The organism is Microbacterium sp. 20-116, from assembly GCF_041079415.1.
In the GTDB taxonomy this organism is placed as follows: Bacteria; Actinomycetota; Actinomycetes; order Actinomycetales; family Microbacteriaceae; genus Microbacterium.
Genome location: NZ_JBFYGP010000001.1, coordinates 531,619 through 543,882, shown reverse-complemented (window position 1 = coordinate 543,882; position 12,264 = coordinate 531,619). Strand labels below are relative to the sequence as shown.

Annotated in this window: 16 protein-coding genes and 1 pseudogene; 14 read left to right on the top strand and 3 right to left on the bottom strand. The window is 66.7% G+C overall.

The genetic code is table 11. The features are described from left to right. Positions 1–32: 32 nt before the first annotated feature. The gene (locus tag AB6V29_RS02670) at positions 33–758 is read right to left on the bottom strand and encodes an SGNH/GDSL hydrolase family protein (protein WP_267787105.1); all 726 of its coding nucleotides are present in this window, start codon (positions 756–758) and stop codon (positions 33–35) included. A gap of 50 nt (positions 759–808) precedes the next feature. Further along, a complete protein-coding gene (locus tag AB6V29_RS02665) occupies positions 809–1,972 on the bottom strand; it encodes a glutamate--cysteine ligase (RefSeq protein ID WP_369356887.1) in 1,164 nt (387 codons plus the stop codon). 224 nt (positions 1,973–2,196) lie between these two features. Between AB6V29_RS02665 and rpsP the strand changes: the two genes are divergently transcribed. The 4 genes from rpsP to trmD are packed head-to-tail and all read left to right on the top strand — an operon-like array spanning position 2,197 to position 4,184. Continuing rightward, on the top strand, positions 2,197–2,610 hold the full coding sequence (gene rpsP / locus AB6V29_RS02660) for a 30S ribosomal protein S16 (RefSeq protein ID WP_056230889.1): 414 nt from the start codon (positions 2,197–2,199) through the stop codon (positions 2,608–2,610). A gap of 5 nt (positions 2,611–2,615) precedes the next feature. Next, positions 2,616–2,846, top strand: coding sequence for an RNA-binding protein (locus AB6V29_RS02655; protein ID WP_369356885.1), 231 nt, complete (start codon positions 2,616–2,618; stop codon positions 2,844–2,846). After that, on the top strand, positions 2,846–3,493 hold the full coding sequence (rimM, locus tag AB6V29_RS02650) for a ribosome maturation factor RimM (protein ID WP_369356883.1): 648 nt from the start codon (positions 2,846–2,848) through the stop codon (positions 3,491–3,493). Before AB6V29_RS02655 ends, rimM begins: the two co-directional genes overlap by 1 nt. Position 3,494: 1 nt before the next feature. Continuing rightward, positions 3,495–4,184, top strand: coding sequence for a tRNA (guanosine(37)-N1)-methyltransferase TrmD (gene trmD, locus AB6V29_RS02645; RefSeq protein ID WP_210074679.1), 690 nt, complete (start codon positions 3,495–3,497; stop codon positions 4,182–4,184). 216 nt (positions 4,185–4,400) lie between these two features. On the opposite strand, the gene map is transcribed toward trmD, so the two are convergent. Next, complete coding sequence (gene map / locus AB6V29_RS02640) at positions 4,401–5,183, bottom strand: type I methionyl aminopeptidase (RefSeq protein ID WP_210074681.1); 783 nt, start codon at positions 5,181–5,183, stop codon at positions 4,401–4,403. A 118-nt stretch (positions 5,184–5,301) separates the two neighbouring features. On the opposite strand from map, the gene AB6V29_RS02635 reads away from it, so the two are divergent. The 10 genes and pseudogenes from AB6V29_RS02635 (at position 5,302) to AB6V29_RS02590 (ending at position 12,199) form a co-directional block, all read left to right on the top strand. Beyond that, positions 5,302–5,793 carry an MFS transporter permease gene (locus AB6V29_RS02635; RefSeq protein WP_307317120.1) on the top strand — a complete coding sequence of 164 codons (492 nt, stop codon included), beginning with the start codon at positions 5,302–5,304 and terminating at the stop codon, positions 5,791–5,793. A 186-nt stretch (positions 5,794–5,979) separates the two neighbouring features. Next, positions 5,980–6,327: a 50S ribosomal protein L19 gene (gene rplS, locus AB6V29_RS02630; RefSeq protein ID WP_267787110.1), complete on the top strand. Its 348-nt coding sequence runs from the start codon at positions 5,980–5,982 to the stop codon at positions 6,325–6,327. Positions 6,328–6,471: 144 nt separating this feature from the next. Next, entirely contained in the window at positions 6,472–7,221 is a 750-nt protein-coding gene (gene lepB / locus AB6V29_RS02625) for a signal peptidase I (protein WP_267787111.1), read from the top strand. Beyond that, positions 7,218–7,871, top strand: a complete 654-nt coding sequence (locus tag AB6V29_RS02620) for a ribonuclease HII (RefSeq protein WP_369356882.1) — start codon at positions 7,218–7,220, stop codon at positions 7,869–7,871. The genes lepB and AB6V29_RS02620 overlap by 4 nt, the downstream gene beginning before the upstream one ends. 85 nt (positions 7,872–7,956) lie before the next feature. Beyond that, the gene (locus tag AB6V29_RS02615) at positions 7,957–8,280 is read left to right on the top strand and encodes a DUF2469 family protein (protein ID WP_055836674.1); all 324 of its coding nucleotides are present in this window, start codon (positions 7,957–7,959) and stop codon (positions 8,278–8,280) included. A gap of 92 nt (positions 8,281–8,372) precedes the next feature. Further along, positions 8,373–8,735 carry a YraN family protein gene (locus AB6V29_RS02610; protein ID WP_369356879.1) on the top strand — a complete coding sequence of 121 codons (363 nt, stop codon included), beginning with the start codon at positions 8,373–8,375 and terminating at the stop codon, positions 8,733–8,735. Next, positions 8,732–8,983, top strand: a pseudogene (locus AB6V29_RS02605) (magnesium chelatase domain-containing protein); the annotation flags it as partial. The gene AB6V29_RS02610 and the pseudogene AB6V29_RS02605, both read left to right, overlap by 4 nt. Positions 8,984–9,001: 18 nt before the next feature. Then, positions 9,002–10,507, top strand: a complete 1,506-nt coding sequence (locus AB6V29_RS02600; RefSeq protein WP_369356877.1) for a recombinase family protein — start codon at positions 9,002–9,004, stop codon at positions 10,505–10,507. Positions 10,508–10,538: 31 nt separating this feature from the next. Continuing rightward, complete coding sequence (locus tag AB6V29_RS02595; RefSeq protein ID WP_369356875.1) at positions 10,539–11,585, top strand: DUF262 domain-containing protein; 1,047 nt, start codon at positions 10,539–10,541, stop codon at positions 11,583–11,585. Next, the gene (locus AB6V29_RS02590; RefSeq protein WP_369356874.1) at positions 11,585–12,199 is read left to right on the top strand and encodes a hypothetical protein; all 615 of its coding nucleotides are present in this window, start codon (positions 11,585–11,587) and stop codon (positions 12,197–12,199) included. The genes AB6V29_RS02595 and AB6V29_RS02590 overlap by 1 nt, the downstream gene beginning before the upstream one ends. Positions 12,200–12,264: the final 65 nt, after the last annotated feature.

Below are 12,264 nucleotides of genomic sequence, written 5' to 3'. Positions count from 1 at the left end.
CCCGTGTCGCCGGGGTCGGCCCGGCATCTGCGTCAGGGCAGGACGTCTGCGTCCTGCAAGGCCGACATGACGGTCTGCTCGATCGCACGCTGGCCCCGCGGGGTGGGGTGGACGTCGTCCTCCTGCATCCACTCGGGGTGACCGGCGAGGGGCTGGCCGACATCGATGAAGGTTCCCCCCACCTTGTCGACGGCGTCCTTGAGGGCGTCGGAGGTGACTTTCGTGTCGCCGGGGACCTCGGGGTCATCGTTCCAGATGGTGCTGAGGCCGACGATGCGCGCATCGGGAGCGGCTGCGCGCAACTGGTCCACGGTGTCCGCGGTGTCCGTGCGGATCTCGTCTTCGTCTTCCCAGAAGTCGTTGCTCGAGGACTCGACGATGAGCAGCTGCGGCTGAAGGGCGGCGACCGCGGGCATGAGGCCGGCATAGGTCGTGCCGCAATCGCCCTGGACGACGAAGCCCATGCCCGGGCAGGCCAGGTTCGTGAGCCAGACATGAGCTCGCCCGGCGAGAAGCGTCGGCCAGGCCTGCTGCGGCTCCAAGCCGAAGCCCGACATGAGGGAGTCTCCGAGGGTCACCACGCGCAGCGGCGTCGAGGAGGTCGACGAGGGCGAGGGACTGGCCTCGAGGATGGGCGCGGCGAACGTGGGGGCGGCTGCGGGCTGAGGAAGACCGGATGCGCAGCCGACGAGCGTCGCGAGGACGCCCGCGGAGAGGGCTGTCAGCGCGGCCACCCTGATCCGGCGTCCGAAGGTCATGACGCGATCCTAGGAGTGTCCACCTATGAACGAGCGCCGAGGTTCGCTCCCTAGACGCGCAGGGCCGCGAGATGCTCGCGCAGGGTAGGGCCTCCGCGGAACTCGCGAATGAGGTGCCGGACGACCTCGCGCAGATCGCCGTCGGCGGCCTGTGCCACCGCGATCTGGCGCGCTGAGCTGCCGCCCGTGGCCAGGATCGTCTCGAGACTCGCGAACTCCTTCGCGCACTTCAGCTCGAGAGCGACGTCGGCGAGCTCGTCCATGGTCTCGCGCAGGTGATCGACGACGGGGCGCTGCGTGCCCTCACGATCGACGATCACTCGCGCATCGAGGCCGTACCGGGCTGCGCGCCACTTGTTCTCGCGGGCGTACCAGGGCGGGATCCCGGGCAGCTCTCGCCCCTCGTCGAGCAACCGCGAGAAGTGCTCGACCAGCGTCTGCGCGAGAGAGGCGACCGCGGCCAGCTCCGGGAGGGTCGACATCCCATCGCAGGCGCGGATCTCGACGGTGCCCCACTTGGGCGCCGGTCGGATGTCCCAGCGCACTTCGCTGGCATCCGCCATCACCCCGGTGCGGACCATGTCGTCGAGGTAGCTCTCGAAGTCCCCCCAGGACTCCAGCTGCCAGGGGAGACCTGCGGTCGGCAGCTGCTGGAAGACGAGGGCGCGATTCGAGGCGTAGCCGGTGCGCTCGCCCGCCCAGAACGGACTGGATGCCGACAGCGCCTGGAGATGGGGGAGGTACACGGTCAACGCGTTGACGATCGGCACGACCTTCTCGACGTCGTCGACGCCGATGTGTACGTGGATGCCCCAGATCATCATGTTGCGCCCCCACCACTGGGTGCGTTCGATGAGGGAGTGGTACCGCGTCTTGTCGGTGACCTCCTGGTCGAACCACTGCGCGAAAGGGTGGCTGCCGGCGCACAGGAGCTCGACGCCGCGCGGCTCGGTCTCTTCGCGCACCGCGCAGATGGCGTCGGCGATGTCGTCGACGGCCTCGGCGACGGTGTGGCCGACGCCGCTGGTCACCTCGACGGTGTTGGTCAGCAGTTCGCCCGTGACGGTGAAGCGCTCGAGGGCGGTCTTCTCCTCGAGCTGGTCGAGGATCTCCGGTGCGCGGGGGACCAGGTCGCCCGTCTCGCGGTCGGCGAGCATGAGCTCCCACTCCAGACCCACGGACGAGCGTGTCGATGCAGCGAACGGCAGCCTCATGCGGCTCAGTCTGACACGGGGGTCGGATGCCGGGATCCTCCGCTACGCTCCGTGTCGCGGCGCGTCGCGTGTCACCGCGGGGTCCGGGGATCTGGCAGAATAGAGGGCTGGACCCGCCACTCGACCCTCTATCCAGTGTCGGTCCACCCTTTTGAGCTTCCGCCGGGTGTGCACCCCACTCTCCAGGCGTTCGGTTCGTTCCTTTTTCATCATTTGGAGTCATCGTGGCTGTCAAGATCCGTCTCAAGCGCCTCGGAAAGATCCGTGCGCCCTACTACCGCATCGTCGTCGCCGACTCGCGCACCAAGCGCGATGGTCGTGTCATCGAGGAGATCGGCAAGTACCACCCGACCGAGGAGCCCTCGTTCATCGAGGTCGACTCGGAGCGCGCGCAGTACTGGCTCTCCGTGGGCGCCCAGCCCACCGAGCAGGTTGCCGCCATCCTCAAGCTCACGGGCGACTGGGGCAAGTTCAAGGGCGACAAGAACGCCGTCTCGACCGTCAAGGTGCGCGAGCCCAAGGCCGCGTTCGAGGCGGATGCCTCGAAGAAGTCGGTCGTCAAGCCCAAGGCCGAGAAGAAGGCCGAAGCTCCCGCCGAGGCGCCCGCTGAGGACGCCGCCGAGACCTCGGCCGAGTAATTCCCGTGCTGTCTGCCGCGCTCGACCACGTCGTCAAGGGGATCGTCGATCACCCGGATGCCGTGACCATCCGTTCCAGCTCCTCGCCTCGCGGTGACGTGCTGGAGGTTCGCGTGCACCCCGATGACCGGGGTCGCGTGATCGGGCGCGGCGGACGCACCGCCAAAGCACTGCGCACGCTCGTGTCGGCTCTCGCCGACGGACGCCGTGTGCGCGTCGATGTCGCCGACGACTGATGGCGAACGGCGACATTGCGGGCGCTCAGCCCGCCAAGACCCAGCTCCGCGTCGGCCGCCTCGTCAAGGCCCACGGCCTGAAGGGCGCGTTCAAGCTCGAGCTGTACACCGACGATCCCGACGGCCGTTTCACGCCGGGGAGCACCTTCACCCTGCAGGTTCCCGAATCCTCGCCGTGGCACGGCCGAGAGCTGACGGTCCGTGAGTTCCGATGGATGAACTCGCACCCGGTCGCCTTCTTCGAGGGTGTCGACGACCGCAACGCCGCAGAAGAGCTCGTCAAGGCGATCCTCTGGATCGACCAGGACTCCGAGGCCGCCCCCGCTGAAGACGACGCCTGGTACGACCACCAGCTGGTCGGTCTGGATGTCGTGCGCGACGGGGCCGTCATCGGTCGGGTCGCGCGTGTCGACCACTTCCCGGCTCAGGACCTCCTCATCGTCCGCATGGTCGGCGAGGACCGCGAGGTGCTCGTCCCCTTCGTCGGTGCCATCGTGCCCGAGGTCGACATCGCCGGTGGCCGTATCGTCGTCACGCCCCCCGCGGGATTGTTCGAGGAGCTCCCGGCCGAGGCCGGCGACGAGCCCGAGCCCGCCTCGGTGTCGGACGACTCCGACGACGAGAACACCGATACCTCCGAGGACTGACGTGCGCATCGACGTCGTCTCGATCTTCCCGACGATCTTCGACGCTCTCGAGGTCTCGCTGCTCGGCAAGGCCCGGCAGAGCGGGCTGCTCGACGTGCGCATCCGGGATCTGCGCGCGTACACGCACGACCGACACCGCACGGTCGACGACACCCCCTACGGTGGCGGTGCCGGCATGGTGATGAAACCCGAGCCCTGGGGCGAGGCTCTCGATGACGTGACGCGCGACGCCGAGTCTCGCCCTGTCATCATCTTCCCCTCGCCCGCGGGCGAACGGTTCACGCAGGCGACAGCCCGCGAGCTTTCCACCGCACCGCACCTCGTGTTCGGTTGCGGGCGATACGAAGGCATCGACGAGCGCGTCTTCGATTACGCGGCCGAACTCGGTGACGTGCGCCTGATATCGCTCGGCGACTACGTGCTGAACGGCGGTGAGGTCGCCGTCATGGCGATGGTCGAAGCGATCGGGCGCCTCATTCCCGGTGTCGTCGGCAACCCCGAGAGCCTGGTCGAGGAGTCGCACGAGGACGGCCTGCTCGAATACCCCTCGTTCACCAAGCCGGCCGCGTGGCGCGGGCGCGAGGTGCCTCCCGTGCTTCTCAGCGGCAACCACGGCGCTGTGGCTACCTGGCGGCGTGAGCAGCAGGTGCAGCGCACCCGCGAGCGTCGACCCGACCTGCTCGCCGACTGACGCTCGTCGCCGCGCCGCGCCGCGCCGCGCCGCGCCGCGGCATGCGGGATCTGCGGCTCTGTCTGACGTTCGCCGAGCCCCCGGGTCGGCGTGCTCTCGCATTCTCCGCGGTGCAGCCGGAGAAGAGCGAGCGGTTCTTCGGAGGTTCGCCGCCGCAGGACGGGCCGGACATGACGGATGCCGCGACCTCGAGGCCGCGGCATCCGGAGACGTTCTTCAGTCGACGCCGAGGAACGAGCGGTCGGTGAGCACGATCGGGCCCTCGGCCGTGATCGCCACCGTGTGCTCGGAATGCGCGCCACGCGAGCCGTCGGCGCTGCGAAGCGTCCAGCCGTCGGGGTCGGTGACGAGTTCATCGGTGGTCTGCAGGAACCAGGGCTCGAGGGCGAGGACGAGACCCGCGCGCAGGGGGTAGCCGCGTCCGGCCTTGCCGTCGTTGGCGACGTGGGGGTCGCCGTGCATGGTGCGGCCGACACCGTGACCGCCGAAGTCGAGGTTGATGCTGAGGTCGTCCGCGTGGGCGACGGAGGCGATCGCGGCGGAGATGTCGCCGATCTTGTGCCCGACGGTCGCCGCCTCGATCGCCGCGGCGAGAGCGCGCTGGGTCGTGTCGATGAGTGCGAGGTCCTCGTCGCGCGCGGTACCCACGACGAATGAGACGGCCGAGTCGGCGACCCAGCCGTCGACCGACGCAGCGAAGTCGAGCGACACGAGGTCGCCGTCTCGCAGCGTGTAGTCGTGGGGGAGCCCGTGCAGCACGGCGTCGTTGATCGAGGTGCAGAGCACCTTGCCGAAGGGGCTCGCGCCGAACGAGGGGTGGTAATCGATGTAGCACGACTCGGCCCCCGCCGAGCGGATCATCTCGTGCGCGCGCCGGTCCAGCTGCAGGAGGTTCGTTCCCACCTTCGTCTCGGCACGCAGCGTGGCCAGCACCTCCGCGACGAAGCGTCCGGCGGGGCGCATCGCGTCTATCTCGGCCGGGGTGCGCAGTTCGATCATGGGTGGTTCCTCTCGCGTCGAACCTCCATTCTCCCCGATGCGCGGGGCGGCCGCCCGACCGGACGTCGCCATAGGTTTCTCAGAGGCGAAGCACATGGTGGAGCCCTAGCATCGGGTCATGGCGCTGCGAAGACTGTTCCTCCACTGGCTGTTCCCGGCCGCTTTCGTTCTGCCGCTGTGGTTGTTCGTCGGGTGGATCGTGTTCTCCGGGGGCAGCGCTTGGGGGCTGTTGTGGCTCTTCGTCGCGGTGCCGGCCGTGTTCATCTCGCAGCTCGTTCTGTCGTTGCTGATCCGTGCGCGCGGCAGCGTGCGTGAGAATCGCGCGGTGTCGTGGCGGGATTTGGCCGGTCTCGGACTCTGGCACGTCGTGATCGTCGCCCTCGGGCTGTTCGACTCCCGCGTCTTCTTCCCTCTCCTCGTGCTGTCGATCGTGGGCGCGCTCGTGTTGTTCTGGTCGACGCTCGCGCAGCTGTGGAGCGAGGCGCGCGGCGCGATGACCGTGCTGCACACGCCCGACGGTACGGCCTACATCCCGCCCGCGCGCGAGCGTACGACCCGGCCGACGGATGCCGAGGTCATCGTCGTGACCGAGTCCCGTCGCGCCGAGTGACGCGCGACTCCCGGACCCCGTCGGGCGAATCGTTTTGGCTGGTCGGCCCCGGCGTGGCAGAATGGTCGATTGTGCCCTGACCGGCTCTGCCTCAGGGGAGTCAGCCGCTCTCGCGGCTTCGGGTACGCCTCACCTTTTCCCTCTTATCGTGCGATCGACCTGTGGCGGTCGCAGGAAGTGATGATCATGCAGATCCTCGACTCCGTCGACGCGGCTTCGCTCCGCTCCGACATCCCCACCTTCGGCCCCGGCGACACCGTCAAGGTCCACGTCAACATCACCGAAGGCAACCGCTCGCGTATCCAGGTGTTCCAGGGCGTCGTCATCGGCCGCTCGGGCGACGGCGTTCGCGAGACCTTCTGCGTCCGCAAGGTCAGCTTCCAGGTCGGCGTCGAGCGCACCTTCCCGGTCCACAGCCCCGTGATCGACCACATCGAGGTCGTCACGCGCGGTGACGTGCGTCGCGCCAAGCTGTACTACCTGCGCAGCCTGCGTGGCAAGAAGGCGAAGATCAAGGAGAAGCGCGACCGCTGAGTCCGCTCTCTCGAACGCCCCGTGGGTCTCACCCCCGGGGCGTTCGGCGTTCTCACGGCGAGGCCGGTCACGGGGCGGCTCCGCGATGTGCGACCCTGGTTCCTGCGGTTCGGTCGGTGTGCGTCGGACCCGGTGAAGGAACACATGAGCGATCAGACCGCCTCGACCTCGGATGCCGTGGCATCCCGCCCCGCCGGACGACGTCGACGCGGATGGGGAGCGTTCTTGCGCGACCTCCTCGTGATCGTGCTGATCGCGCTCGTGGTGTCGTTCCTCGTCAAGACGTTCGTCGTGCGCTCGTTCTACATCCCGTCGGCGTCGATGGAGAACACGCTGATGATCAAGGACCGGATCCTCGTGGACGAGTTGACTCCGCGTTTCGGTCAGTACTCGCGGGGTGACGTCGTCGTGTTCCGCGATCCGGGCGGGTGGCTGCCCCCGAGCCCCTCCGAGCAGCGGTCGCCGGTCGTCGAGGGCGCGGACTGGGTGCTCTCGCTCTTCGGCCTGTCCGCTCCCGACAGCGACGACCACCTCATCAAGCGGGTCATCGGCACCGCGGGCGACCACGTGGTCTGCTGCAATGCCCTGGGGCAGACGACCGTGAACGGCGTGCCCATCGACGAGAGCTACGTGCGTCTCGCCCCCGGCGCTACCGCCCCCGAGCCCGTTCCGTACGACATCACGGTGCCCGACGGTTCGCTCTGGGTGCTCGGCGACAACCGCAACAGCTCGCGCGATTCGCGCTTCAACCAGGACCAGCCGGGGCAGGGCTTCGTTCCCGTCGACAACGTCGTGGGTCGTGCCTTCCTCATCACCTGGCCGTTCACGCGCTTCGGTCTGATCGACTTCCATCACGAGGTGTTCGCGGGGGTTCCCGCGCCGGCGGCGAAGTGATCGAACCCACTCTCACCCTCGAGCGTCGCCTGCTCAAGGAGCACGCGATCGTCATCGCGTGCGACGAGGTCGGGCGCGGAGCCCTGGCGGGTCCCGTCGCGGTGGGGGCCGCGGTGATCGATCCGACGCGCTCGCGCAAGAGGGTGCCGCAGGGGCTGCGAGATTCCAAGCTCGTGCCCGAGGCGCGTCGCCCCGACGTCGCCGCGCGCGCGGCAGCCTTCGTGCAGCACAGCGCCGTCGGATGGGCGAGCTCGGTCGAGGTCGACGAGATCGGCATCATCCGGGCACTGGGGCTGGCCGCGGTCCGTGCCATCGCCGATCTACGCGCGCACGGCGTCGTGCCCGAACACGCCGTGGTGATCCTCGACGGCAACCACGACTACATCACGCCCGCGGGGGAGTCCGGTCTGACCGTGCGTCCGATCATCAAGGCCGACCGTGACTGCGCGAGCGCCGCCGCGGCATCCGTCATCGCCAAGGTCGCCCGCGACACGCTGATGACGGGCTTGCACGAGGACCATCCGGCGTACGGGTGGGCTCGGAACAAGGGGTACGCGAGCCTCGACCATCGCGACGCGATCACCGCGTACGGCATGAGCGTGCACCACCGGCACTCCTGGGCGATCGCCGCCGCCCCGACGCTGTTCTGACTCTCGTGAACGTCGCCCGCGGGACTCGCCCGAGCGAGACCACCGTGCGGCCGGGATGACGGCGCCCGCCTAGGATGGAACAACCATGGATGACGACGTCTTCGAGGACTACGACCGCGAACTCGAGCTGGCCCTGTACCGCGAGTACCGCGATGTCGTGCGCCAATTCACCTATGTGATCGAGACCGAGCGCCGGTTCTATCTCGCGAACGACGTCAACGTCGTCCGCCGCGACACCGAGCACGACTTCTACTTCGAGATCTCGATGACGGACGTCTGGGTGTGGGACATCTACCGCGCGGACCGGTTCGTGAAGTCGGTGCGCGTGCTCACCTTCAAAGACGTCAACGTCGAGGAGCTCTCGCGCCACGACTTCCAGCTTCCGGACGAGCTCTCTCTCGACAACTGAGACTCCTCCACAGAGGGGCGGTTCACGCCGCTGTCCCCGGATAGCCGTTCGCGTGCCGCGGGCCGGGTGAGACGGATGCCACGCTCTCGGGCATGGCAACGAAAGACGAGCTCGGCAGGGCCGGCGAAGACCGCGCCGCCGCGTACCTGACGGACGACGGCCACCGCATCCTCTCGCGCAACTGGCGGTGCGCTCACGGCGAGATCGACATCGTCGCGGTGCGCGGCGAGACGTTGGTGGTGGTCGAGGTCAAGACCCGGCGGACCGAGGACTACGGTCATCCCTTCGAGGCGATCGACGCCCGCAAGGCGCAGCGTCTGTGGCGCCTGGCGATGGCGTGGCTCGCGGCCCACCCGGACGAGGCGCGAGGCCGGCGGCTCCGGGTCGATGCGATCGGTCTGATCGGAGCCGATCCCGCGCACGCTCGCCTCGAGCACCTCGAGGACGCGCTGTGACCCTCGCGCGCACCTGGGCCGTCGCTCTGTCGGGGCTGCACGGAGACCTCGTCGAGGTCGAGGCCGACGTGTCATCGCAGACCCCGGAGTTCTCGATCATCGGGCTCGCCGACAAGGCCCTGGGCGAGGCCGGACGGCGCGTGCGCGGCGCGTGCACGAACCGCGGTCTCGACCTGCCGAAGCGGCGGATCACCGTCAACCTCTCTCCGGCGAGTCTGCCCAAGCGCGGGTCGGGATTCGACGTGTCGAAACTGTAGAATTGACGTATGGCAGCCCAAGCGTCCGCAGCCCCCCTCCGAGCAGCGGTCTACACCCGCATCTCGAACGATCCCGAGGGTCGGGAGAAGGGCGTTGAGCGTCAGGAGCAAGACTGTCGTGCTCTCGCGGAGCAGTACGGCTACGACGTGGTGGCGGTCTTCGAGGAGAACGATGTCAGCGCCTCTACGCGGAGCCGCAAACCGCGACCGCAGTACGACGAGCTAATGGCGCGCGCGAAGGCCGGTCAGATCGACGTGATCCTCGCCTACTCGAACAGCCGGCTCACACGCCGACCGATGGAGGTCGAGGACATCATCCGCTTGCACGAGCATCACGGCATCCGTGTCCGCACCGTGGTCTCGGGCGATGATGACCTGAGCACTGCCGATGGCCGGATGGTCGCTCGCATCAAGGGCAATGTCGACGCCGCCGAGGCTGAGCGCACCAGTGAGCGCGTGCGGCGTGCGAAGGCCCAGGCTGTCGCCGAGGGGCGCTACCGCGGCGGGAAGCGGCCGTACGGCTTCGAGAAGGACGGCGTGACCGTGGTGCCCGTCGAATCTGCTGTCATTCGCGAGGCCACGTCAGCCGTGCTCGCCGGTCGATCCGTGCGAGCAATCGCACGCGAGCTGAATGAGCGCGGTGTGAAGACTTCGCAGGGCGCCGAGTGGACCCAGATGAGCCTGCGCGACGTGCTGATCCGGCCGCGCAACGCGGGTCTGCTCTCGAAGGGGCAGATTACTCACGGAGACTTCGAGATCATCGGAGCCGCCGTCTGGGACGCGATTGTCCCCGAGGAAACTTGGCGCGCACTCTTCGACTTGCTCACCGAGCCCTCGCGGCGGACGAACGCGGCGAACAACGACACACGATGGCTGGGTTCGGGGCTCTACGTGTGTGGCAAGCCCACTGGGGAGGTTGATGCAGCGGGGCATCCGATCAAGTGCGGTGCCCGAATGCGCACGAGCGCGTCGGGTGCGACGGCATCCCGCCCCAATCACGTACGAAAGGTCCACTATCGCTGTGCGGCGTCGGCACACATGCACGTCATGCAGGCGGCCACGGATGACCACGTCATGAGTGAGGTCGCCAAGCTCGTGCGCGATCCACGTATTGCCTCGCACCTGCAACCGGCAGCGGTTGACCTGTCCGCGGAGCGTGAGGAGCGTGCCGATCTAACGCGACGTCTCGAGTCCTTCGAGCGGGACTACGCTCTCGGCCACATCACCGGACCGCAGTTGGCGAAGTCGACGGCTCTCGTCGAGGCGCAGATCGCGAAGGTGGACGACAGACTCGCGAAGGCAATCCGCCGCAACGCCTCGAGCCCCATCTTTAACGCGGCCGATCCTGGGGCGGCGTTCCTGGCCGCGCCCATTGACGTGCAGCGCTCGGTCCTCGCGAGCGTCCTTCAGGTCGAGATCGTGCCCGCCGTTCGTACCGGTGTGTCTTGGTCCACGGACCGGGTACGGCTCTACCCGCTAGAAGTCGCGGACGTTGCTGGCAGGGTCGAGCGGTAGTCTGAGCGGAGGTTCGGCCCAAGGAGACGTAATGAAGAGCTTCGATTCGCGCGTCTACAGCGTCGGCGATTATCGCGAGTGGGACGCAAATGGACAGCTTGTGCTGTCGCCCCGATTCCAGCGTCGAGATGTTTGGTCGGAGACGGCGCGTTCGTATCTGATGGACACGATCGTTCGCGGCCTACCCATCCCGAAGATCTTCATTCGCCAGATCATCGATCCCGCCACGGGCCGCAGTCGCCGCGAGGTTGTCGATGGTCAGCAGCGTCTACGAACAATTCTGTCTTTCGTTCGCGATGGATTCGCCATCCGTAAGGGCCATAACGCGGAATTTGGTGGCGTGCTTTTCAGCGCCCTCCCCGAAGACAAACAGCTCGCGATTCTCAACTACGAACTGTCCACCGACCTGCTCGTAAACCTCCCAGACGCGCAGATTCTTGACATATTCAGTCGGCTGAACTCTCACGCCGTTGTCCTCAATGAGCAGGAGAAGATCAACGCCAGCCACTTCAGCGATTTCAAGAACGTCGCTGACGAGCTGGCGCACGAGAACTTCGAGTACTGGATGAAGAACAAGATCTTGCGAGAAACGCAGGTAGTCCGCATGGCGGACGTCTCGCTGACCGCCGATCTGCTCATCGCCATGTGTGAAGGCATCCAGAGCAAGAAGCAGATACGTGCGTTTTACGCGCAGTACGAGCGCGATTTTCTCCATGATCCGGAACAGCTTGTTCGTGAATTCATGCACACGCTGGCCACAATATCCCGCATCTATCCTGAGGGTGTCGCGAGGAGTGAATATCATCGCGTTCACCTGTTCTACAGTCTGTTCACCGCGGTCTATCACGTCCTATACGGGCTGCGTAACCTTCCGCCGGTGCAGGTGGACTTCGACGATCTGAACATCGACCAGCTACGCAATCGCCTCGACCACATCGAAGAGGTGTTTTCGTCGGACGAACCCCAAGACCTGTCGGCTGTGGATCGAGGCTTCTTGAACGACAGCCGGCGCGCTACAACTGACACCTCAGTTCGTGAGCGTCGCACCCTTTACCTGGTCCAACTGATGCTCGGCTGATGAAGGAAATTCTGGCCGCCGGGCTTGCGCGACTTGTCGAGATGCGAGGCATGCTCGTGAGCGCCCACAGCCTCGACTCAAGTGGCGCGTATGAACGCAGCCTGGCCGAGCGTGAGTTGATTTCCAACGCGTGCTTTCTGTCGGTTTTTATCGCGCTTGAAGAATTTTACGAGGCGGCGTTCGCTCACTACCTCGTAGGGCGGATGAGCACGGCGAGATGGAAGCCCAGCAAGTATGGCCGCCCGCCGTCGACCGATCATGCTCAGAAGATGCTTATCGGTACTCAGCGCTACGTGGACTGGTCTACGCCTTCAACCGTGGTGCGTTTGGCTGATCTCTACTTCGTCGACGGGGAACCCTTTCGAACGCCAATCGCGTCGGCCCAAGAGCATCTAAACCGCATGAAGACAGTGCGGAATGCGACGGCTCATATCTCAGTGACCACGCAGGCCGCGCTCGACGCCGTTCACGCTAAGTGGACAGGGTCAGCGGCTACCGGCGTCACCGCGTATGGCACGTTGATGTCCACTGGACTCTCGGGTTCGCATTCGTTCTACGGGTATACGGAGACAGTTGTGCAGGCGATCATGCTGGACATCGCAAATCGCTCGTAGCGACTGAGCCCGGTTGTCCAGATCACGAACCCGTACCTGCCCCTTCGTGATGTCCGTCGTCGGTT